The sequence below is a fragment of the Streptomyces sp. NBC_01750 genome (assembly GCF_035918095.1).
Lineage (GTDB): Bacteria > Actinomycetota > Actinomycetes > Streptomycetales > Streptomycetaceae > Streptomyces.
Genome location: NZ_CP109137.1, coordinates 1,512,177 through 1,534,754, shown reverse-complemented (window position 1 = coordinate 1,534,754; position 22,578 = coordinate 1,512,177). Strand labels below are relative to the sequence as shown.

The 22,578-nt window shown below is 72.7% G+C and carries 14 protein-coding genes and 1 pseudogene; 10 read left to right on the top strand and 5 right to left on the bottom strand.

Annotated elements, in window-relative coordinates:
• Positions 1 to 28: 28 nt before the first annotated feature.
• The gene (locus OG966_RS06770) at positions 29 to 223 is read right to left on the bottom strand and encodes a hypothetical protein (protein ID WP_326648523.1); all 195 of its coding nucleotides are present in this window, start codon (positions 221 to 223) and stop codon (positions 29 to 31) included.
• 296 nt (positions 224 to 519) lie between these two features.
• Between OG966_RS06770 and OG966_RS06765 the strand changes: the two genes are divergently transcribed.
• The 6 genes and pseudogenes from OG966_RS06765 (at position 520) to OG966_RS06740 (ending at position 10,037) form a co-directional block, all read left to right on the top strand.
• A complete protein-coding gene (locus OG966_RS06765) occupies positions 520 to 912 on the top strand; it encodes an ankyrin repeat domain-containing protein (protein ID WP_326648522.1) in 393 nt (130 codons plus the stop codon).
• A gap of 256 nt (positions 913 to 1,168) precedes the next feature.
• Positions 1,169 to 2,587 carry a HEAT repeat domain-containing protein gene (locus tag OG966_RS06760; protein ID WP_326648521.1) on the top strand — a complete coding sequence of 473 codons (1,419 nt, stop codon included), beginning with the start codon at positions 1,169 to 1,171 and terminating at the stop codon, positions 2,585 to 2,587.
• Positions 2,588 to 2,696: 109 nt separating this feature from the next.
• Complete coding sequence (locus tag OG966_RS06755) at positions 2,697 to 3,821, top strand: glycosyltransferase family 4 protein (protein ID WP_326648520.1); 1,125 nt, start codon at positions 2,697 to 2,699, stop codon at positions 3,819 to 3,821.
• Positions 3,818 to 4,978 carry a glycosyltransferase gene (locus OG966_RS06750; protein ID WP_326648519.1) on the top strand — a complete coding sequence of 387 codons (1,161 nt, stop codon included), beginning with the start codon at positions 3,818 to 3,820 and terminating at the stop codon, positions 4,976 to 4,978. The genes OG966_RS06755 and OG966_RS06750 overlap by 4 nt, the downstream gene beginning before the upstream one ends.
• Before the next feature lie 578 nt (positions 4,979 to 5,556).
• A pseudogene (locus OG966_RS06745) lies at positions 5,557 to 6,414 on the top strand (SGNH/GDSL hydrolase family protein); the annotation flags it as partial.
• Complete coding sequence (locus tag OG966_RS06740; protein WP_326648518.1) at positions 6,411 to 10,037, top strand: hydantoinase B/oxoprolinase family protein; 3,627 nt, start codon at positions 6,411 to 6,413, stop codon at positions 10,035 to 10,037. The pseudogene OG966_RS06745 and the gene OG966_RS06740, both read left to right, overlap by 4 nt.
• On the opposite strand, the gene OG966_RS06735 is transcribed toward OG966_RS06740, so the two are convergent.
• The 4 genes from OG966_RS06735 to OG966_RS06720 form a co-directional block, all read right to left on the bottom strand.
• Entirely contained in the window at positions 10,038 to 10,904 is an 867-nt protein-coding gene (locus OG966_RS06735) for a biotin-dependent carboxyltransferase family protein (RefSeq protein WP_326648517.1), read from the bottom strand. It lies immediately after the preceding gene.
• Positions 10,901 to 11,530, bottom strand: coding sequence for a 5-oxoprolinase subunit PxpB (gene pxpB, locus OG966_RS06730; RefSeq protein ID WP_326648516.1), 630 nt, complete (start codon positions 11,528 to 11,530; stop codon positions 10,901 to 10,903). The genes OG966_RS06735 and pxpB overlap by 4 nt, the downstream gene beginning before the upstream one ends.
• Positions 11,527 to 12,291, bottom strand: a complete 765-nt coding sequence (locus tag OG966_RS06725) for a LamB/YcsF family protein (RefSeq protein ID WP_326648515.1) — start codon at positions 12,289 to 12,291, stop codon at positions 11,527 to 11,529. The genes pxpB and OG966_RS06725 overlap by 4 nt, the downstream gene beginning before the upstream one ends.
• Positions 12,292 to 12,415: 124 nt before the next feature.
• Positions 12,416 to 13,693, bottom strand: a complete 1,278-nt coding sequence (locus tag OG966_RS06720) for an MFS transporter (RefSeq protein WP_326648514.1) — start codon at positions 13,691 to 13,693, stop codon at positions 12,416 to 12,418.
• A gap of 160 nt (positions 13,694 to 13,853) precedes the next feature.
• Here OG966_RS06720 and OG966_RS06715 point away from each other — a divergent pair, with 160 nt between their 5' ends.
• From OG966_RS06715 to OG966_RS06700, 4 genes are all read left to right on the top strand, one after another.
• The gene (locus OG966_RS06715; protein ID WP_326648513.1) at positions 13,854 to 14,570 is read left to right on the top strand and encodes a GntR family transcriptional regulator; all 717 of its coding nucleotides are present in this window, start codon (positions 13,854 to 13,856) and stop codon (positions 14,568 to 14,570) included.
• Positions 14,571 to 14,630: 60 nt separating this feature from the next.
• Complete coding sequence (locus tag OG966_RS06710; protein WP_326648512.1) at positions 14,631 to 16,157, top strand: hypothetical protein; 1,527 nt, start codon at positions 14,631 to 14,633, stop codon at positions 16,155 to 16,157.
• A gap of 160 nt (positions 16,158 to 16,317) precedes the next feature.
• Positions 16,318 to 17,217: a hypothetical protein gene (locus OG966_RS06705; protein ID WP_326648511.1), complete on the top strand. Its 900-nt coding sequence runs from the start codon at positions 16,318 to 16,320 to the stop codon at positions 17,215 to 17,217.
• Positions 17,218 to 17,251: 34 nt separating this feature from the next.
• Positions 17,252 to 22,573, top strand: coding sequence for a hypothetical protein (locus tag OG966_RS06700; protein ID WP_326648510.1), 5,322 nt, complete (start codon positions 17,252 to 17,254; stop codon positions 22,571 to 22,573).
• The last annotated feature ends 5 nt before the right edge of the window (positions 22,574 to 22,578 follow it).

The window sequence follows — 22,578 nt, the reverse complement described above, 5'->3', positions numbered from 1 at the left end:
GCTGGAGGTGCTGTGTGGGGCGCGGGCGTCAGAATCTGATCCCGCCCAGGAGGCTGGCAAGGCTCGCTGTGCCTGCCTTGACGCTGGGCGCGATGGCGGTGCCGGCCATGAAGAAGCCGAAGAGCGCGCACGTGAATCCGTGGGACGCCTTGAGCCCGTCCTTCCTGACGAACAGGAAGACGACGACTCCGAGCAGCACGACGCCTGAGCATGAAAGGATCATGAGAGTTCTCCTGGTCGAGGGACAGTCACCATGAGTCCTTCCATGCTCACAGGAAGTACTCATGTGACAAAAGGTGCAAATGGGTGAAATGCTCGGTATTTCACTGCACTGGAGGACGCCGGAGAACCGTCCGGGGGGCACACTGCTCGGTTGCGCGGCACAGTGCCTCGCATGCGGTGATCCCTGCCTCGGGCGGGCCGCGTCGTATCGCCGCGCGGGCAGTAGCCTGTCGATTCACTCGTACGGGCGCTCCTGCCGTGCGCCCCAGGTCAACGCAGTGGAAGGCGGTCCGTCCGATGAGCGAAGCCCCGGATCCCGAGGTGATCGAGCTCGCGACCAAGGTCTTCGATCTGGCGCGGCAGGGAGAGGCCGAGGCGCTCGCCGCGTACATCGACGCCGGAGTCCCGGCGAACCTCACCAACGACCGCGGTGACACCCTCGTCATGCTGGCCGCGTACCACGGGCACGCCGCCGCCGTGGAGGCGCTCATCGCCCGCGGCGCGGAGCCGGACCGGGCCAACGACCGAGGCCAGACGCCGCTCGCCGGAGCCGTCTTCAAGGGCGAGGACGCCGTCATCCGCGCCCTGCTGGCCGGCGGAGCAGATCCGGAGGCGGGCACTCCGTCCGCGATGGATACCGCGCGGATGTTTGGGAAGACGGACCTCTTGCAGCTGTTCGGCGGCCATTGAGCGGCCGCCGGGACTCCGCCGGGACTCAGCGGAGAGGGACGCCGTAAATGTGGTCGCGGTGGCGAAATGGGTGGGTCATCATGACGTCGGGCCCTACCCCGGACTTCATCCGGGAATTCCCCTGGGGCCACAGACGAGAGGCAGACGAAGATGGTCTACACCAAGCGGAAGACGACGGGCGTTCCTGCATGTTGCTGCGCGGCCTAGGCATCCCCACCCCCCGGTTGCGTCGACAGCTTGATGTGAGGCTTTCCCCATGTTCGATCCAGTCATAGCGCCCAGCGGTACGCTGCTCGGCCTGCTGCAGAGAGGCCGCGGTGACGGCACCCTGCACGCACTCGCCGCGCCGCGCGCCGAAGCGCTCGCGGCCCTCAACCACTGCGTACTGAACGATCCCCGCCACGACTGGCAGGTCGAGAACCGCTCGCTGTACTACGCACGCCTCTACCTCGATCTCCACGGCAGTCTCGAGGAGATCGAGCGGCACCTCCGGGACATCGACGACCAGCTCGACACCGACGAGGCCAGGACCGGCCTCGCGCTCGCGGTGCTCGGGCACCTCGCCTCGTACGGCAGGGGCGACGCCCTCTCACTGCTGCGCAGGTACGCCGCGAGCGGAGCCAACTGGGCCTGGGCCCTCGATGAGCTCGCCCTGCGCGACAACGACTCGGGGCTGCGGGCGCTGGCCACGTCGGTGCTCGCTCGTTTCCCGGCCACTGCGGAGGGTGACGCCGAACTGGCCGTCGCCGTACGGGACGCCTTCGAACCGCGGCCGTGGCGGTTGTGGGAGGAGGACCCGCGGGACGCCGTCGGCGCCCGTGTGCGGGCAGCGCGGGAGGCAGGCTCCTTCGACCGCTGGCAGCGTCAGATGCGCCCCACCGGGCCCCGGCCCGGATGGAGCGTCCAGGCCGTCTTCGACTGGGCCGAGCAGGGCCTGGAGCGCGGCAGCGCTCTCCATGTGCCCGCCGCCCGCTGTCTGTCCGCCGTCGCCGGACCCGACGACCGGCCGCTCATCGTCGAAGCCGCACGTCAGGGACCCGACGGCGCGCGCTGCGCCGCCCTGCACTATCTCGCCGAATCACGGGACCCCGTCGTACTCGACCTGATCGAGGCCGCGGCGCTCAGTGGCTCTCGTGAGGTCGCCGACGCCGCTGTCTCCGCGTTCGAGCGGATGTGCGGCGACGAGGCCGTCGACCGGGCGCGCGGCTGGGTGCACCGGCCCGACGCGCTCGGGGCGTCCGCGGCGGGTGTGCTCGCCTGCCGGGGCGGAGCCACCGACGCCAAGCTGGTGCTGGGCGCCCTGCGCGAGACGGTACGGGCCGACGGTCCCGACGCACCGCCGCTGTGGACACTCGTCGACGGCGCGGGACGGCTCGGCATCGGCTGCGCCGCACCCGTACTGCGTCATGTGTACCGGGAGACCGCTTCTTCTCAGCTGCGCGGGCGCGCGGCCCGCGCGCTCGCCGCCACCGACTCCTCGTTCCCGACCGGATTCGCCGTCGAATGCCTGTGGGACTGCGAGGAGACCACGAGAGAAGTCGCCGCCCTGCACGCCGAGACCGGCGATGTGCGGGTCGCGGAACGCTTGCGCAGGCTGGCCGCGGACCCGGCCGAGGAGGCCGAGGTACAGACCGCGGTACGAAGCAGAATCGGCCCGGATATGCCCGCCGTGTAACCGTCTGCCCCGGGATGACGGGGCCGCTGTCACAAACGCTCATGGGACGTTTCACGGGCGGAAAGATCCACGTTGGCCGCTCCACCCCGAGCACGACGACAACTCGGGTATGCGTGTCGTCATCGTCACCGAATCCTTCCCGCCCGACGTCAATGGTGTGGCGCACTGCGCCCTGCAGACCGCCCGGCATCTCGCCGCACGCGGTCATGACCCGCTCGTCATTGCCCCGGCCGTCGCCGGGGCCGACAGCTCCGAATGGAGCGCGCCCTGCCCCGTGGTGCGCGTCCCCTCCCTGCCACTGCCCGGATACCCGCAGGTGCGGGTGGCTCTGCCGAGCCGCCGGGTGGCGGCGGCGATCGCCGCCCACCGGGCGGATCTCGTCCACCTCGCCAGCCCCTTCGTGCTCGGCGTGCGCGGCATGGCGGCCGCGGCGCGGCTCGGCCTGCCGGCCGTCGCCGTCTACCAGACCGACCTGGCGGGCTATGCCCGTACCTATGTCGGTGCGGGAGAGGGCGCCGCCTGGCGGCGCATCCGCGCCGTACACAGTGCCGCCGACCGCACACTCGCGCCGTCCACCGCCGCCCTCCGCGATCTGGAGGGACACGGCGTCGAGCGGGTCCGGCTGTGGCCGCGCGGCGTCGACGCCGCGCGATTCCGGCCGCAGCTGCGGGACGAGGAGCTACGGCGCAGCCTCGCCCCCGACGGAGAACTGATCGTCGGCTATGTCGGCCGGCTCGCTCCCGAGAAGCATGTCGAGCTCCTCGCCGGTGTCTGCGGTATGCCAGGTGTACGGGTCGTGGTCGTCGGCGACGGGCCCAGCGAGCCATCCCTGCGCGGCGTGCTGCCCGGAGCCGTCTTCCTCGGCCGCAGGACCGGAGACGAACTCGCCCGGATCTTCGCCTCGCTCGACGTCTTCGCACACACCGGTCCTTACGAGACCTTCTGCCAGACCGTGCAGGAGGCCATGGCGAGCGGGATACCGGTCGTCGCACCCGCCGCGGGCGGACCGCTCGATCTGGTCGACCACGGGCGTACCGGGTTGCTGGTGGAACCTCTGGATGTGTACGCGGTACGGACCGCGGTCGCGACCCTGGCGGCCGACCCGGGGCTGCGTGACGCCTACGGCCACGCGGGACGGGCCGCCGTCGAGGGCAGGACCTGGTCCGTCATCGGAGACCTGCTGCTCGACCACTACGCCGAGGTGCTGGGCGCGCGTACGGCGGTGGCGGCGTGAGCGCGCTGCGAATCGTACGGCTGGCGAATTTCGTCACCCCGTCCTCCGGTGGCCTGCGCACCGCGCTCGGCGAGCTCGGCAAGGGCTATCTCGCGGCGGGGCACGAGCCTGTGCTGATCGTTCCCGGAGATCTGGAGAGCGATCGGCTCACCCCACAGGGCCGGGTGATCACCCTGCCAGGACCGGAGCTTCCCGGCACCGGCGGCTACCGGGTGCTGGCCGGCCGGCGGCGGCTGCGGCAGGTCCTGGAGACCATCGAGCCCGACCGGCTCGAGGTCTCCGACCGCACGACCCTGCGGTGGACGGGGGAGTGGGCGCGGCGCAACCGCGTCCCCTCCGTGATGGTCTCGCACGAGACGGCCGACGGGGTGCTGAGGACCTGGGGGCTGTCGGAGGGAGCCGCCGGGCGCACCGCGGACCGGCTCAACCGCCGTACCGCGTGGGCGTATTCGCGCATCGTGTGCACGACGGAGTGGGCGGAGCGGGAATTCGTCCGCATCGGGGCGCGCAATGTGGTGCGCGCTCCGCTCGGCGTGGACCTGCTGCGCTGCAGGCCGACCCGGCGCAGCACGGTCCTGCGCGCGAAGTACGCCGCCGGGGCCGAGGTGCTTCTGCTGCTCTGCTCCCGGTTGTCGGTGGAGAAGCGCCCGGGAATGGCCCTGGACGCGCTGACCGAGCTGCGGAAGCGGGGCGTACGGGCCGCGCTGGTGGTCGCGGGCGACGGTCCGCTGCGGACCGCGCTCGAGCGCCGGGCCCGTGCGGAAGGGCTGCCGGCGGTCTTCCTCGGCTATGTCGGCGACCGCGAAACGGTGTCCGACCTGCAGGCCGCGGCGGACCTCTGCCTGGCGCCGGGGCCCGCGGAGACGTTCGGCCTGTCGGCCCTGGAAGCGCTGGCCTGCGGCACCCCGGTGGTCGCGAGCGCGTCGTCGGCGTTGCCGGAGGTCATCGGGGACGCGGGAGCGGCTGCCAAGGACACTCCGGCAGCTTTCGCGGATGCCGTACAGGGACTGCTGACCCGCACGGAAGCCGACCGCCGCGCGGCGGCCAGGGCGCGGGCCGAGCTCTTCGACTGGCAACGGTCGGTGTCGGCGTTCCTGTCGGCACACGACGCCCCGCCGGTACGCGAGCGGGCACGTGGAGAGGGCGTGGCGGCATGACGGCCGGCCCGAGCACCGCGGTCGTGGACGAGCCGGGCCCGCAGCACACCGAAGCGGACGCGGGGGACGCCCCGGGGTGCGCGGGTGCGTGTCCGGCGGGGTCCCGGGGGCGGACGGGGGTGGGCGGCGACGCCGTGCCGCGCGGGTTTGCGGAGCTCTCCGGCCCCGCCGGTGCGGGGCGGAGTGAGGCCGAGCGGGGAACCGAAGCCGGGACGCGGGGAACCGGGGTTGTGACTGCCGGTGGTCGGCGCGTGGCTGCGGCGGGCGTGGATGCCGGGGCAGGTCGCCACGGTGACGCCTGGGTTCCGGATGCCTCGGGGGGCACGGGTGCGCGCCCGGTCAGGGCCGAGGTGCGCACGGCGGATGCCGCCGCCGTAGCTCCGTCCGAGGTCACGGGGCTCCGGGAACCGGGCTGCGGATCCGGACAACGCGCTCCCGAGGACGCCTCCGGATTCAACGCCGCTGCTCCGGGCGCATCGGGGCCCGCAGCCGCCGGTACGGACGCCTCGGGTCTCAACGCCGCTGCTCCGGGCGCATCCGGGCTCGATGCCGCCGCCCCGGACGCCTCCGCGCCCCCGCGCGCTCCGCGCTTCGTCGCGCTCGGGGACTCGCTCACCGAAGGCGTCGGCGATCGCGTCGGCGACAGCTGGCGTGGGTGGGCCGCTCTGCTCGCGGAGGGGCTCTCCGCCGCCGGGGCGCCCGCCCGATTCCGCAACCTCGCCGTCAGCGGTGCGCTCACCCAGGACGTCGCCGAGCGCCAGGCGCCCGAGGCACTCGCGTACGAACCCGACATCGCCTCCGTCGTCGTCGGGGTCAACGACACCCTGCGCTGCACCTTCGACATCGAGGACCTCACCCTGCGGCTCGACGAGGTCTGCGCGGCGCTCTCGGCGCGCGGCACCGTGCTGCTCACCGCCTGTCTGCCCGACCCCGGCACCATGCTCGGGCTGCCGGTGCCGCTCGCGCGCCCGCTGGCCAGACGGCAGCGGGCGGTCAACGCCGTGGTCCACGCCCTGTCGAACCGTTACGGCGCCCTGCATCTGCACGCCGCCGACGGCCCCTGGGTCGCCGACCGGTCCATGTGGAGCGCGGACCGGCTGCATCCGGGCGAGCGCGGGCACCGCATGATCGCGGCCCGCTTCCATGAACTGCTCGCAGCACGCGGGCTCGCGCACGGCGCCGCGCCAGCAAGCGAGCCCGATCAGCCCTCGCCGACACGCTCCGCGTCGCTCCTGTGGCTCGCCACGGCCGGTACCGGATGGGTGGCGCGCCGGTGCACCGATCTGCTGCCGCAGCTGCTGCGGATGGCCGGGGCGGAGGTGCGGCACTGGGCGCGCGGCACCAGCGCACGCCTGGACCACAGCGCCGAGCATGCGCTCTCCTCCGCGCTCGCTGCCGTGTCGCTGGACGTTCCCCTTGCCAGAATGGGGGAATGAGCGGGCCCTGGGAGTTCTGGATCGACCGTGGCGGCACCTTCACCGACATCGTGGGCCGACGCCCCGACGGGCGGCTTGTGACCCGCAAACTGCTCTCCCACAACCCGGAGCGGTACCGGGACGCGGCTGTCGCCGGGATCCGGCTGCTCCTCGGCGTCGGCCCGGACGAGCCCGTCCCGGCCGACCGGGTCGCCTGCGTGAAGATGGGCACGACCGTAGCCACCAACGCACTGCTCGAGCGGCGCGGTGAGCCGACCGTCCTCGTCATCACCGAGGGATTCCGGGACGCGCTGCGCATCGCCTACCAGAACCGGCCCCGGCTCTTCGAGCGCCGGATCCTGCTCCCGGAGGCGGTGTACGAGCGCGTCATCGAGGTCCCCGAACGCGTCGACGCGCACGGCGAGATCGTCCGGCCGCTGGAAATGGCCACCGTCACCGAGCAGTTGAAGGCCGCCCGGAGTGAAGGCTTCCACAGCGTGGCCGTTGTGCTGATGCACGGCTACCGCCACCCCGGCCACGAAACCCGCATCGCCGAGGAAGCCCGTACGCTCGGCTTCACCCAGGTCAGCTGCTCCCACGAGGTCAGCCCGCTGATCAAGCTGGTGCCGCGCGGTGATACGACCGTCGTGGACGCCTACCTCTCGCCGATCCTGCGGCGCTACGTCGACGAGGTCGCCGGCGAACTCGGCGGCATCCGCCTGATGTTCATGCAGTCCAACGGCGGACTGCGCGAGGCCGCGCACTTCCGCGGCAAGGACGCCGTGCTGTCCGGCCCGGCCGGCGGCGTGGTCGGTATGGCCCGTACCGCCGAACAGGCCGGATTCGGGCGGGTCATCGGCTTCGACATGGGCGGCACCTCCACCGATGTGTCGCACTACGCGGGCGAGTTCGAGCGCGAGCTCGGCACCCAGGTCGCCGGTGTACGCATGCGCGCGCCCATGATGAACATCCACACCGTCGCGGCGGGCGGTGGCTCCGTTCTCCACTTCGACGGCCGCCGCTACCGCGTGGGCCCGGACTCCGCGGGTGCCGTGCCAGGTCCCGCCTGCTATCGCCGCGGCGGCCCGCTGACCGTCACCGACGCCAATGTGATGCTCGGCCGCATCCAGCCCGGTCACTTCCCCGCGGTCTTCGGCCCCGACGGCGACCAGCCGCTGGACGCCGATACGGTGCGCGAACGCTTCGCTGAACTCGCCGACGAGGTACGCAGGGCGAGCGGCAAGGACCGCACTCCGGAGGAGGTCGCGGCCGGCTTTTTGGAGATCGCCGTCCTCAATATGGCGAACGCGGTCAAGAAGATCTCCGTACAGCGCGGACACGACATCACCCGCTACGCCCTCACCTCCTTCGGGGGAGCGGGCGGGCAACACGCCTGCGCCGTCGCCGACGCACTCGGTGTCAACACGGTGATCGTGCCGCCGCTTGCCGGGGTGCTCTCCGCATACGGCATCGGGCTCGCCGACGCGACCGCCATGCGTGAGCAGTCCGTCGAGGCGGAGCTGGACGAGGCGGCCCTCGGGCGCGTACACACCCTCTGCCACGATCTCGCCGCACGCACCCGCGCCGAGCTGCGTGCCGATGCCGTCCCTGACGCCGCGATCACGACGCACGCGCGCGTGCTGCTCCGTTACGCCGGAACGGACGCCGGCCTGTCCGTGCCGCTGGACACCGTCGCAGGGATGACCGAGGCCTTCGAGACGACCCACCGTGCCCGCTACGCGTTCACCATGGACAAGCCGCTCGTCGTGGAGGCGGTCTCCGTGGAGGCGGTGGGAACGGCGGGAGAGCACGGCGAGTACGTCGCCGAAGGGACCGCGGGTGAAGGGACCACGAGTGAAGGGACCGCGGGTGAAGGGAAGTTCGCGCCACGCGCCACGGTGCGGATGTTCGTGAACGGCGCGCGGCGGGACACCCCCCTCTACCGGCGCGGAGACCTGCGGCCCGGTGACGCCGTCGAAGGTCCCGCGATCATCGCCGAGGCCGACGCCACCACCGTCGTCGACCCCGGCTGGCGGGCGGCAGCGGGCGACGGCGGGCACCTGCTGCTGACGCGGGTACGGCCCCGCCCCGGCAGAGTCGCCGTCGGCACCGATGTCGACCCGGTTCTTCTGGAGGTCTTCAACAATCTCTTCATGGCGATCGCCGAGCAGATGGGCGTACGCCTGGAGAACACCGCACACTCCGTCAACATCAAGGAGCGGCTCGACTTCTCCTGCGCCCTCTTCGACGCGGACGGCAACCTGATCGCGAACGCGCCGCACATCCCCGTCCACCTCGGCTCCATGGGCGAGTCCATCAAGGAGGTGCTGCGCCGGAACGAGGGCGCGCTGCGGCCGGGCGATGTGTACGCGATCAACGACCCGTACCACGGAGGCACCCATCTGCCCGATGTGACGGTCGTGACGCCGGTGTTCGAAGGGGAGGAGCTGCGGTTCCTCGTCGCCTCGCGCGGCCATCATGCCGAGATCGGCGGCATCACGCCCGGTTCCATGCCCGCCTTCAGCCACACCGTGGAGGAGGAGGGCGTGCTCTTCGACAACTGGCTGCTCGTACGGGACGGGCGGCTGCGCGAGGGCGAGACGCGGGAGCTGCTGACCACCGCCCGGTACCCGTCCCGCGCACCCGACACCAACCTCGCCGACCTGCGCGCCCAGATCGCCGCCAATGAGAAGGGCATCGCCGAACTGCGCCGTATGTCCGACCAGTTCGGGATCGACGTCGTCCAGGCCTATATGCGGCATGTGCGGGACAACGCGGAGGAGTCGGTACGCCGGATCGTCGCGGGTCTGGCCGACGGCGAGTACCGCTACGAGATGGACGGCGGGGCCGTCATCCAGGTGGCCCTGCGCGTGGACCGGCAGCGGCGCAGCGCGGTCCTCGACTTCACCGGCACCTCTCCGCAGCAGCCCGGGAACTTCAACGCACCCAAGTCGGTGGTGATGGCGGCGGTGCTGTACGTGTTCCGGACGCTGGTCGCCGACGACATCCCGCTCAACAGCGGCTGTCTCGAGCCGCTCGATGTACGGGTGCCGGCAGGGTCGATGCTCGCGCCGGCCCACCCCGCTGCAACCGTCGCAGGCAATGTGGAGACCTCGCAGGCCGTCACCGGCGCGCTGTACGCCGCGCTCGGTGTGCAGGCGGAGGGCTCCGGCACGATGAACAACCTGACCTTCGGCAACGACCGTGTGCAGTACTACGAGACGGTCGCCAGCGGTTCCGGCGCGGGCGACGGCTTCGACGGGGCCGACGCCGTACAGACCCATATGACCAACTCCCGCCTCACCGATCCCGAAGTGCTGGAGTGGCGCTATCCGGTACGCGTGGACGCCTTTGCCGTGCGGGAAGGCAGCGGCGGCCGCGGCCGCTGGAGCGGGGGCTGCGGAGTCGTCCGCAGAATCCGTTTCCTCGAGCCGATGACGGTGGCGCTGCTCACCGGGCACCGGCGCATCCCTCCGTACGGCATGGCGGGCGGCGAGTCGGGCATGCTCGGCAGCAACTTCGTGGAGCGGGCGGACGGGTCGGTGACGCGGCTGCGCGGAGTCGACTCGGTGGACGTCGGCCCCGGGGACGTCCTGGTCATGAACACTCCTGGCGGCGGGGGCTACGGCACCGCCGGGGTGTAGTCATCGGACCGGGACGAACCGGACAGGTGTGCCGGGTGCGGCCTGGGCCGCCGCCGGGAGATCCCGCGCGTCGACGACGGCCACGACCGGATAGCCGCCGGTGGTGGGATGGTCGGCGAGAAAGACGACCGGGCGGCCGTCCGGCGGCACCTGCACGGCCCCCAGGACCAGGCCCTCGCTGGGGAGTTCGCCGGTCACGGCCCGCTCCAGTGCGGGTCCCTCGGTGCGCAGCCCGATGCGATTGCTCGCCGACGACACGCGGTACGCGGCCCGGGCCAGCGTGCGCAGGGCCGCGTCCGTGAACCAGTCGGCGCGCGGCCCGAGCCGCACCCGCAGCACCAGCTCGGCCGGTGGCGCTGGCCACGGGGTGCCGCCGTCGACCCGTGCCGGCGGCCCGGCCGGCCGGCCGAGTGGCAGTACGGCGCCGTCCGCGAGCGGTGCGGGACCGAGTCCGGAGAGCAGATCGGTGGAGCGGCTGCCGAGCACCGGATCGACCGTGATCCCGCCGGCGATGGCCAGATAGGCGCGTATGCCGCGCAGCGCCGGGCCGGCCTCCAGCACCGAGTCGGCGGCGACTCGCACCGGCGCGCCCCATGCCGCCGGCCGCCCGTCGACCGTGACCTGGCAGTGCGCGCCGCCGACGGCCACGGTCACGGCGCAACGCGGGCGTACCGCACAGCCGTTGAGCGTGGTCTCCAGGACCGCGGCACTCTCCCCGTTGCCCACCAGCCGGTTGACGAGGCGGCCGGACCGGGGGTCGAGCACCCCGGAGCGCGGCACCCCGAGATGGGCGTGCCCGGGCCGCCCCAGGTCCTGCACGGTGGTCAGCGCCCCTGCCCGTACGACCGCGAAGGCCCTGTCGGTCATCGGCGGATCCCGGCGAGCTGAGGTACGAACCGCACCCGCGTCCCCGGCGAGAGCAGCGCGGCGGGCTCCCGCGCGGGGTCCCACAGCACCGTGTCCGTCGTTCCGATCAACTGCCAGCCGCCGGGCGACGAGCGCGGGTACACGCCGGTGTACGGGCCGGCCAGCGCGACTGCCCCGGCCGGTACGGAGGTGCGCGGGGTGGCTCTGCGCGGCACCGCGTACGGCTGCGGAAGCCCGGTCAGATAGCCGAAGCCGGGCGCGAACCCGCAGAAGGCGACCCGGAATTCTGATGCCGAGTGGATGTCCGCGACATCCTCCTCCGCCACCTGCCACAGCGCCGCGACATCCGCCAGATCGGGCCCGTCGTAGCGGACGGGAATCTCGATCGCGTCCTGCACGCGCCCCTGGAGCGCCGGAATCTCCCATTCCACGAGCTCCTGCGCGAAGCGGCCCGGCTCGTCGAGCCCGTCGAGGAGCACGGTCCGGGCGGCGGGCACGATCTCCAGGATCGCCGGGAGGGTGCCGGCGGCGCGGCGGCGCAGCAGTTCGGCATGGAGCGCCCCGGCCTCGTCCCCGTCGTTCAACTCGATGAGGAGCGCCCGGTCGCCGACCGGCAGGGCCCTCATACGAAGGCCTCCACACGGACGCCCACGCTCTCCAGCTGCCGCCGCACCCGGCGGGCGAGAGTGACGGCCCCCTGGGTGTCGCCGTGCAGACAGAGCGAGCGGGCGCGTACCGCGACCGACCGTCCGCAGCGCGAGGTGACCACGCCGAACCTGGCCATGCTGACGGACCGTTCGACGACCTCGGCCGGATCGCTGAGGACCGCACCGTCCTGTCCGCGCGGCACCAGCGTGCCCTCCGCGGTGTACGCGCGATCGGCGAACGCCTCGGAGACGGCGGGCAGTCCGGCCTTCTCCGCCATGGTGTGCAGTTTCGAGCCGGGCAGTCCGAGCAGTGGCAGCCGCTCGCCGGACAGCAGCACGCCTTCGACGACGGCTGCCGCCTGCTCCTCGTCGTGCACGACACGGTTGTAGAGAGCGCCGTGCGGTTTGACGTACGAGACACGGGACCCGGCCGCCTTGGCGAAGATCTCCAACGCCCCTATCTGGTACGCGATCTCGGCGGCCAGCTCGTCCGGCGGGACGTCCATGGAGCGCCGCCCGAAACCGGCCAGATCGCGGTAGGAGACCTGGGCGCCGATCCTCACCGAGCGATCGGCCGCGAGGTCGCAGACGCGCCGCATGGTGGCCGCGTCCCCGGCGTGGAAGCCGCAGGCGACATTGGCGCTGGTGACGACGGACAGCAGCTGCTCGTCGTCGGTCAGCCGCCAGCGGCCGAAGCCCTCGCCGAGGTCGGCGTTGAGATCGATCGACGCCCAGGTCATGTACTCCTCATTCCTGCTCGTCAGGCCACGCGGTACTGCTCGTCGCGGGCATTCGTGGAAGGGAAGTGCTCGCGGACCCCGACCGGGCTCCGTGAGCGCCCGTGGACGCGCTCCAGGGTGCGGATCACACCAGTTCCTTCCCGCGGGTCTCGGGCAGGCCGAGCAGAGCCACCACCGCCAGGCCGTAGCCAAAGGCGCCCAGGACGAGCGCTCCGCCCACTCCCCAGCTGTCGGACAGGAAGCCGACCAGCGTGGGCAGGAACGCGCCCACGGCACGGCCGCTGTTGTAGGTGAATCCCTGGCCGGTGCCTCGTACGGCCGTCGGATACAGCTCGCTGAGGAACGAACCGAAGCCGCTGAAGATCGCCGACATGCAGAATCCGAGCGGGAAGCCGAGGACCAGCAGCAGACCGTTCGCCCCGGCAGGGATGTTCGTGTAGGCGAGGATCCCGATGGCGGACAGCACGGCGAAGAGCGCGATGTTCTTCTTCCGGCCGATCCGGTCGGTGAGATAACCGCCGGTGAGATAGCCGATGAAGGACCCGGAGATCAGGAAGGTCAGATAGCCGCCGGTGCCGACGACGGTGAGCCCGCGCTCGGTCTTGAGATACGTGGGCACCCAGGTGGCGAGCGTGTAGTAGCCGCCCTGGACGCCCGTGGAGAGCAGCGTCGCGAAGAACGTCGTACGCAGCAGATCCTTCTTGAAGATGGTGGAGAAGGTCCCGCGCTCGGTGCTGGCATGACGTCGCTCGGCCGCCGCGGGCGCGTCGGTGACATTCCGCCGTATGTAGATGACCAGCAGGGCGGGCAGGGCGCCCGTCCAGAACATCACGCGCCAGGCCGTGTCCGCGTCGAGGAACTGGAAGACCAGGGTGTAGACGATGACGGCGAGAGCCCAGCCGGCCGCCCACGCGCTCTGGACGGCGCCGAGCGTGCGGCCGCGGTGCTTGGCGGAGGCGTACTCGGCGACCAGGATCGCGCCGACCGCCCACTCGCCGCCGAAGCCGAGGCCCTGCAGAGCCCGGAAGACCAGCAGCGTCTCGTAGTTGGGGGCGAAGCCGCACAGGACGGTGAACACCGCATAGGTGATCACCGTGATCATCAGCGCCTTCACCCGGCCTATCCGGTCGGCGAGGATGCCGGCGAGCGCGCCGCCCACCGCGGAGACGACCAGGGTGACGGTGGTGAGAAGTCCGGTCTGTCCGTTGTCGAGACCGAAGTAGGCGGAGATCGCCACCATGCTCAGCGGCAGTGTGAAGTAGTCGTAGGAATCGAGGGAGTAACCGCCGAACGCGCCACCGAAGGCGCGGCGGCCGCGCGGCCCGAGCGCCCGCAGCCAGGCGAAGGCGCCGGTGTCCTCGGGGAGTTCGCCCTGCTTCGGCTGGGTCTGGGTCGTACTCATCTGCACCTCGCAGAGGGGGAGGAGGGTGCTGTCGAGACTGTGCGGTGACGCCAAGATAGGGATTGTTGAACGATCCGACAAGAGTTTCGTAGGGTCGTTCTTGCTTCTACGATGGAGCTCGCGCGTCGGTCGGAGCGGCCGGCGAGGGAGAGAGGGCGCTGTGGGGACGACGGAGTCCGAGATCGGCGGACTGGCGGACGACCGCCCGCTGTTGGGCCGCACCAGCACGGCGGAGCGGGTCGCGGACATCCTGCGCACCCGCATCGCGGAGGGCTACTTCCCGCCGGGGGAACGCCTGTCCGAGGACAGCATCGGCAAGGCGCTCGGCGTCTCGCGCAACACACTTCGCGAAGCGTTCCGGCTGCTCACCCATGAGCGGCTGCTCGAGCACCAGCTCAACCGCGGGGTGTTCGTCCGGATGCTCGCCGTCCAGGACGTCGTGGACATCTACCGCACCCGGCAGCTCGTCGAGTGCGCTGTCGTGCACGGGCTCGGTGAGCCGCCGTACCAACTGGAGACGCTCGAAACGGCGGTCGCGGGCGGCGAGCGGTCGGAGCGCGAGCACGACTGGAAAGGCGTTGCCACGGCCAATATCCACTTCCATCGCGAACTCGTCGCGCTGGCCGGCAGTGCCCGCACCGACGAGCTGATGCGCAGCGTGCTGGCCGAGCTGCGGCTCGCGTTCCATGTGGTGGACAACCCGCGGCTGCTGCACCAGCCCTACCTCGTACGCAACCGGGCCATCCTCGAAGCGCTGCGGGCCGGCGACCGGTCCGGCGCCGAACGGCTGCTCACCGACTACCTGGACGACTCGCGCACGCAAATGGTGGAGACGTACGCGCATCTGGTCGACGAGCCGGACGAGGACGGAGAGTAGCCGGACGGTCGCTTCTGCGCCGTTTCGACCGTTGTCAGTGCGAGGACCTAATCTGTGCACGTGACTTCGCCTGCCTCGACGGACTTCGTTCCGCCCCAGCTCAGCGCGGGGCCGAGGCCCGCACAGGGCCCGGCCGCCGACGAAGGGCTCGCGCGGCGGCTGCGCGCGCTCGCGTGCACCGCGCCGCTGCACGACCTCGACGTACGCAAGGCCAATCTCGCGGGCGAGTACTCGGTCTACGCGATGGCGGAGGTCGCCCTCGCGGCCATCGACCTCGTCACACTGAACATGGACTTCGACACCGGCGCCGACCATGACCAGATAGTGGCCAGGCTGCTGCCGCGCGTCGCGGCCCAGGCCCCGCGGCGCCCGGTCGCCGAGCACGAGCGGGTCGCCCGCTGGGTGCTGGAGAACCTGATCAACGTCGGCAGCGTGGACCGCGGATTCCGCGCGGTGTACGGCACCTTCGGACCCGACGGCGTCTACACCCGCCGGGACTACGACTTCAAGCTCATCGAGGAAGTCCCGGGATACGGCGGCAGTGTCTATCTCCGTACGACCGACGAAGCCGTCAACGTCCTGGTCGGCGCGCTCGACACGGACGTCACCAGCGCCCAGATCGCGGCCGAGGTGAAGCTGGAGGTCCTGATCAGCCGCGGCAGGCTCGCTGACGCACAGCTCGCCGCCGAGCAGGCCAGATACCGCACCGTGCAGTACGCCGAGACGCTGCGCAGGACGCTGGAAGCGACACGGCGCAATGTGCGGGCCGTCGACTGGCTGAACGCCGTCCCTGACATGATCGCCGAGGCGCTCGACCATGTCGCCGACCGCTACCGCCATGAGAACGCGATCCTCACCAATATCCGCAAGGCACGCGACGAGGCAGAGGATCCGGAGCACAAGCGCCGCGCCGCCGAGCTGGTCGACATAGTCAAGGACTGCATCCGGCGCCACACCCAGCTGCAGTCCCGGCTGCTGGAGGCCGGCCCGCTGTTCCGCGCCGAGCAGGACCGCCAGGCCTTCGCCCGGCCCACCGCGCGCTCCGGACTCGATCTGTACGGGCAGCTCGTTGCCCCGCTGCTGCCGCTTCCCCTGGCTGCGGCGATCCGCGTCACGGACGCCTTCTTCGCGCGCGGCACCGGACTGCGCACACCGTCGTCCGTACGCGTCGGCGATCTGGTCGACATGCTGCTGACGCCGCCCGTCGAGCGTGAGCATCTCGGCGCGGAGATGCCCGAGCCCGATCTGATCGCCACCCCGGACGACAGCCGGTTCAGCGACGAGCAGCTCGCGAGCGCGATGGAGCTGCTCGACCTGGAGCACGACGCACCGCGCCGGCTCTCCGGCCTGCTCGCCGAGGCCCGCCGCCGCGACCCCGAACTGCCGTATCTGGTCGCGCTGCTGGCCGTGCACGCGGCGAGCCCGCCGGTCGGCACCGCCTACCGGCAGGGCGAGGAGCGCCTGCTGTTCGCCGTCGACGACGGCACCGAGCTGGACGACCCGGAGTTCGGCGGCGCCGACCTGATCGTGGGCATGGCACTGCTGGACGCGGCAGGCATGGCAGCCGACCGCACGGAGGCGGCGTGAGCAGCAGCCCGCGCGGCTCCGTCGAAACTCCGGCCTCGCCGGCGCCTGAGGCGCGGAGCCCCGGTTCGGGAAGGGGCGGGCCCGGGAAGAGCCCCGCCGCAGGCGCCTCGTCCCCATCCACACCCCATCCCCTCGGCCCAGACCTTCCGCAGGAGCACCCGTGACCGACCACCACGCCGAACAGCACGCGTGGCGTGAGGCGGACGTCCGCGAGGCGCCGGGCCCGGCCACCGGCGCCGCGGTCACGCCCGCCGACGCCGCCGACGCCGCGCGGCTCGTCTCCTTCGGACTGCAGCCCAAACTGCTGCCCGCACGCGACGCCGAGTACGCCGAACTGCTGCGCCGCTACCGCGAAGAGGGCGCGTTCGCCCGGCTCGCCGACGCCGTTGCCACCGGCCTCGGCCTCGTCGTCCTCGAAGTCTCACCGCGCGCCGGTATGGCCGTGGCCGCCGGTGAGGACTCGGTCTTCGCCGTCCGCATGGGCGACTACGCCCGGCGTGCGTCCGCCGACTCCGCCGACCGCTTCCTGCACGGACTGGCACATCTCGCCGTCGCCGCCATGGCGTTCCCCCGGCCCGAGGACCTCGCCGACGACAGCTACATCGGCCGGATCACCGTCAACGGCATCGACGCCTTTGTCCGACAGGCCTGCCGCCGTCTCGAGGAGCGCGCCGAGGAGCAGGGCGAGAACACCGACCCCGCCACCGAAGCCCCCGGCCTGGAAGCGGCCTGGCGGATCTACGCACGGCGCAGCGCCACCGGCGCCACCAAGGACGCGCGCCGCCTCGCCGGATCCACCACCGGCATCGTCGGCAAGGCCGTCGCCTTCCTCACCGACTCGGGCTTCCTGCAGCGCACCGGTGACGACGCCGGAGGCGCGTACCGCACCACCGCCCGCTACCAGCTGCAGGTACGCGATATGGCCGGCAGCGCGGCCATGGCCGCGCTGCTCGAGCTCGGCGTCGTACCCGTCAGCGACGGCACCGCCACGCTTGTGCCGCCGCCCGACGCGGACGACCTGGAGCTGGCCGCCGACGCCGGCCTGCCCTTCCACGCCTGATCCCGCCACCTGCCGAAGACGAGAGTCCGCCGCCATGTACGAGCTGTCCCGGGTACGCCTCTACTCCATCGGGCCCGCCGGTGCGCGCTATGCCGACACCGTGCTGGACCTGCGCGGAGTCGGCGAACCCGTGCCGCACCCCGCCCCCACCCAGGCGGAGTTCTTCGAGGAGGAGCCGGTCGGGCCGCCGCGCCGCCCCGCCCCCGCGGGCGTGCTCTTCCTGGAGAACGGCGGCGGCAAGTCCGTACTGCTGAAGCTGATCTTCTCGGTGATGCTGCCCGGCCACCGCAACACCCTTGGCGGCGCCAGCTCCGGTGTACTGCGCAAGTTCCTGCTCGCCGACGACTGCGGGCATGTCGCCCTGGAGTGGCAGCACACGCTCACCGGCGAGCTGGTGGTGGTCGGCAAGGTCAGCGAGTGGCGGGGCCGCCAGGTCTCGGGAGACCCGCGGAAGTTCGCGGAAGCCTGGTACTCCTTCCGGCCGGGCCCCGGCCTCAGCCTCGACTCGCTCCCGGTCGCCGAGTCCACCGCCGTCCGCCCGCCCGTCGAGGGCGCGTCGCGGGCGCATGGCCGCCGACGCACCATGAAGGGCTTCCGGGACGCCATCACCGAGGCCGGCAAGGTGTATCCGCACCTCGATGTGTACTGGGAGGAGATCCACGACCGCTGGAACGAGCACCTCGGCGACGTCGGCCTCGATCCCGAACTGTTCCGCTACCAGCGGGAGATGAACGCCGACGAGGGCGAGGCGGCCGGACTCTTCGCCGTCAAGAAGGACTCCGACTTCACCGACCTGCTGCTGCGCGCCGTCACCGACACCCGCGATACGGACGGCCTCGCCGACCTCGTCAGCAGCTTCGGCAACAAGCTCGGCCGCCGCGCCGAGCTCACCGCCGAACGTGACTTCACCGAGGGATCGGCGGATCTGCTCGGCCGGATCGTGGAGGCGGCCGGGACCCGCGCCAGGACCCGCGAGATCCACGCGGGCGCCGAACGCCGCACCCGAACGCTCGCGCGTCGGCTCTCCGCGCGCGCCGCGGAGGAGCGCGGGCGCACCGCGGACCTCGCCCAGCGGGTCACCTCCGCCGCCCACACGGTCACCGAGGCCGAGCAGGCCCGCAGCCGCAGCTCTCTCATCGCCGCGGAACTCGCCTACCGGCACGCCTCGCTGGCGCTGACCGTCGCGGAGAAGGGTGCCGCGGCACAGCGCCGCGAGCTGACCGAAGCGCGCACGCTGCACTCTGCCTGGCAGGCCGCCGAGGCCGTACTGCGCCACCGGGCCGCCGGCGACCGCTCCGCGCGCGTCGCCGCGGCGATCCGTGAGGCCGAGCGCGACGCGGCCCCGGCGCTCGCCGCCCGCGCCACGGCCGCCGCCGATCTCGTCCGCGCGCTGCACTCCGCGGCCGAGGGCGGCGAGCAGGTGGCCAACGAGGAGGAGGAGCGTTCCGCGGCGCTCCAGGAGACGGGCGAGGCCGCGCACCGCGCAGCCACGGTCGCCGCCACCGAGGCACAGCGCGCCCGCAGCGAGATCGGTCACCTGCGCCAGCGGCTCAGCGAGGTGGAGCAGGAGACGGCCGAGGCGGTACGGGCCGGCTGGCTCGACGACTCCGCACCCGACGCCGACCCGGCGCGAGCGGCGCTCGCGGCGAGCGACGCGGAGAAGACAGCGGTCGCGGCCTGGGACGCGGCCCGCGAGGCCGGGCGCGCCACGGCGGACCGGGCGAAGGAGGCCGCCGCGGCGGAGGCGCGCGCGGACTTGGCCGCGGCCCGTGCGGCTGACGCGGCGCTGGCCGCGGAGAACGCGTACGGGGCGGAGCGCCGCGCGGCGGACTCGATCGCCGAGGACGAACGCCTGGCGGAGCTGCTCAGCCTGCCGCCGTCGGCTCCTGCGACGGTGCCCTCCCCGAGGCGAGGCCCGGGCGCGGCGGGCTCGGGCGACCTTCCAGCCGGGGGCACGCCAGAGTCCGCGGATGGCGACGGGCGTCCCGCTACCGGGCACGGGGAGACGACCTCCCGGGCGGCGGCCCGCTCGGCCGACGGGCTGCGAGTCGAGTCCGCAGGCCAGGGGCCGTCGGTCCCGGCGCCGGGCGGTGGCGTTGCCGGTACCGACGGCGAGTCGTCCGCCGACGGGTCCGGAGGCTCGGCCCATGCCCGGGCCGGAGCTGCTGCGGGCCACGGCCCCACGGCGGCCGATGACGCCGGCGGCGTTGCCGGTCCGGACCGCGGGCCCACCCTCTCCGAGGCGCCCGGTGGCGTGGGCGGCCACGGGCACGCCGGTGCCGGTGCCGGGCGAGCGGCCACCCACGGCGCGGACCACGGGCACCCGAGCCCCCGTCCGGCTCACGAGTTCGCCGAAGGACCTGCGTCTCCCGCGCTCGCCGGGCACGAAGGCCCGGGTCACCCCTCCGCCGCGCGCGTTCCCGCCGCGGCTCATGCCACCCGCACCGTCGTCACCGCGCCCCTCCGTACCGACGAAGGCCCCCTCACCGCAGACGAGCTGGACCGGTTCGCCGACGAGCTGCGCGAGCTCCTCGACCGGTCCGTCGCCTCCGCCGAGCGGAATCTCTTCGATCTGCGTACCGCCGCGGCCGACGACGCCCGCATCCTCGGCGCGCTCGGCGACGGGGGGCTGCTGCCCCCGGGACCCGACGTCCTCGCCACCGTCGAGTACCTCGGTGAGCACGGCATCCCCGCCCTCCCCGGCTGGCGATACCTCGCGCAGGCCGTCGACCCGGCCGACCATGCCGCCGTGCTGGCCGCCCGGCCCGAGCTGGTCGACGGTGTGGTGATCACCGACCCGGCGTCGCACTCCCGTGCGCGTGAAGTCCTTGCCGGTGCCGCGCTGTTGCCCCGCTCCGCCGTGGCCGTCGGCACCGCCGCCGCGCTGCTCGCGCCCGTGCCGAGCCCCGGCGCCGGCGACAACGGGGATGTGTTCCTCGTACCACCGAACCCCGCCATGCACGACGAGCACGCCGCCGACGAGGAGCGGCAGACGCTGCGGACCCGGGCCACCGCCCGGGACGAGGAGATCCGCGCGCTGGCGGCCCGGCTCGCCGGAGACCGGACGATCGCCGCCCGCCTCGGCTCGTGGCGCGACGACTGCCCCGCCGGCATGCTCGCCGAGCTCGCACGGGGTGCGCAGACGGCCCGCGAAGCCGCCGAGGAGGCGCAGGCGACGCTCAGCGAGGCCCGTGCAGTGCGCGCGGAGGCGGACGAGGCCGCGGCGGACGCCGCCCGTGTCCGGGACGATCGCCAGGACGCGGCCCAGCGCGCCCGCCGCGCCGCCGACGCACTCGCGGGACTCGCCTTCCGGCTCCGGGAGCGGGCCGGCTGGCAGGTGAAACTGCGTGAACTGGCCGACGAGGCCGCCGAGTCCGAGGCTCGGGCCGCAGTCTGCCTGGAGCGCGCGAAGGCCGCCGACGAGGACCGCCGTGCTGCTCAGCGCGCCGGTGACGACGCCCGCCGTACCGCTCGCGCGCTGCGCGCCGAGCGGGCCGAGATCGCCGGCGCCCCCGAGATCCTCCCCGACGTGGATCCTGACGCGCCGCGCGCCGCGCTGCCCGCCCTGCGCGAGGCCTACCGCGCTGCCTCCCAGCTGTACGAGAAAGTGGGCGTCGGCGCCGATCTCCGCGCCGAGCAGGCCCGCGCCGAGAGCGACGAGAGCGCGGCCCTCGCCCAGCTGGACCGGCTCACCAACAAGGTCCGCACCCGCGCCGCGCAGCTCCTTGAGGGCACGGACGGTGCCGACGGGCCGTCCCGCCAGGCAGCCTCCGCCCGTGCCGAGTCGCTCGTCCAGATGCTGGAGTCGCGCGCCTCGGAAGCCAGTGAGAAGCTCGGCCGGCTGCGTGGCGAGTCCGAGCGGCTGGCCCCCGCGGACGGCGACGCACACACCGATCTCCCCGAGGATCTGGTTCCCGCCGACGCCGAGCACGCTCAGGCCCAGCTGCGTAACGCCTCGGCCGAACTGGCCTCCCGTACCGAGGCGTTGGAGACGGCCCGCGTCGCTCACGCCGCCCTGCTCCAGGCGCACCGGACCGCCGAGGACGCGGCGGGCGGCTTCGACGAGACAGCCGCGCTCCTGCGTGACCTGCTGCGGGACCACGGCCAGGACGAGGAGACGGAACAGGCCCCGGATCCCTACCCGGGCAGCCTGGAGGAGGCGCGGCACTCCGCCGCCGAGGCCAGGCGTTCACTGCGCGGCTGCGCCACCGACCTTTCGGCCGCCGAGGCAGCGGTACGGGAGGCGAGTGACATCCTTGTACGGCACGCCAACTCCACCCGGTACGAGCAGGTGCGCACCCCGGCACGCCAGCAGATCCGGGAATTGCCCGCCGCATCCCTGCCCGAGCACGCGGCGAAGTGGGCGGAGGCCTTCGCGCCCCGACTGCGGGTACTGACCGACGAGCTCGAGCAGTTGGAGCGCAACCGCGACACCATCGTCGACCGGCTGCGCGGTCTGGTGGAGTCCGCGCTGACGACGCTGCGTTCGGCGCAGCGGCTCTCGCGCCTTCCCGAGGGACTGGGTGAATGGTCCGGGCAGGAGTTCCTGCGGATCCGCTTCGAGGAGCCGGACCAGTCGACGCTCGCCGAGCGGCTCGGCGGAGTCATCGACGAGGCGACCCGAGCCGCCGTGAAGAAGAACTCCACCGCAGCCTACGGAGAGGGCCGCAGGGACGGAATGTCCTTGCTGCTGCGTGGAGTTCAGGCAGCGCTCCAGCCGAAGGGCGTCGCCGTGGAGATCCTGAAGCCCGACGCCGTGCTGCGCGCCGAGCGAGTCCCGGTGGGGCAGATGGGGGATGTCTTCTCCGGCGGCCAGCTGCTCACCGCGGCCATCGCCCTGTACTGCACGATGGCCGCCCTGCGCAGCAACGACCGCGGCAGGGACAAGCACCGGCACGCCGGCACGCTCTTCCTCGACAACCCGATCGGCCGGGCCAACGCGACGTATCTGCTGGAGCTCCAGCGCGCCGTCTCCGATGCCCTGGGCGTCCAGCTGCTCTATACGACCGGGCTCTTCGACACCACGGCCCTCGCCGAATTCCCGCTGGTCATCCGGCTGCGCAATGACGCCGATCTGCGCGCTGGCCTGAAGTACATCAGCGTGGAGGAGCATCTGCGGCCCGGACTGCCGCAGCAGGACCCGTCAGGTGAGTCGGTGCACGGTGAGATCACCGCGACCCGGATGTTCAAGCGGACGCCCCTCCCGGCGGAGCCCGCCACGGACACGGCCGCCAAGGACCGGCCGGCCACAGACGTGGCCGTCACGGATCGGCCCGCCCTGGACCCGGAGGGCGCGGCCCAGCCGTCACCGACTCCGCCGGCCGGGCCGCCCGCGACCGCTGCACATCACCCATGAGGCGC

What these genes read in the sequence shown, in the direction of transcription:
- OG966_RS06770 (WP_326648523.1), bottom strand. Translation starts at nt 223, where the DNA reads ATGATCCTTTCATGCTCAGGCGTCGTGCTGCTCGGAGTCGTCGTCTTC.
- OG966_RS06720 (WP_326648514.1), bottom strand. Translation starts at nt 13,693, where the DNA reads ATGAGTACGACCCAGACCCAGCCGAAGCAGGGCGAACTCCCCGAGGAC.
- OG966_RS06740 (WP_326648518.1), top strand. Translation starts at nt 6,411, where the DNA reads ATGAGCGGGCCCTGGGAGTTCTGGATCGACCGTGGCGGCACCTTCACC.
- OG966_RS06725 (WP_326648515.1), bottom strand. Translation starts at nt 12,291, where the DNA reads ATGACCTGGGCGTCGATCGATCTCAACGCCGACCTCGGCGAGGGCTTC.
- OG966_RS06735 (WP_326648517.1), bottom strand. Translation starts at nt 10,904, where the DNA reads ATGACCGACAGGGCCTTCGCGGTCGTACGGGCAGGGGCGCTGACCACC.
- OG966_RS06765 (WP_326648522.1), top strand. Translation starts at nt 520, where the DNA reads ATGAGCGAAGCCCCGGATCCCGAGGTGATCGAGCTCGCGACCAAGGTC.
- OG966_RS06760 (WP_326648521.1), top strand. Translation starts at nt 1,169, where the DNA reads ATGTTCGATCCAGTCATAGCGCCCAGCGGTACGCTGCTCGGCCTGCTG.
- OG966_RS06755 (WP_326648520.1), top strand. Translation starts at nt 2,697, where the DNA reads ATGCGTGTCGTCATCGTCACCGAATCCTTCCCGCCCGACGTCAATGGT.
- pxpB (WP_326648516.1), bottom strand. Translation starts at nt 11,530, where the DNA reads ATGAGGGCCCTGCCGGTCGGCGACCGGGCGCTCCTCATCGAGTTGAAC.
- OG966_RS06700 (WP_326648510.1), top strand. Translation starts at nt 17,252, where the DNA reads ATGTACGAGCTGTCCCGGGTACGCCTCTACTCCATCGGGCCCGCCGGT.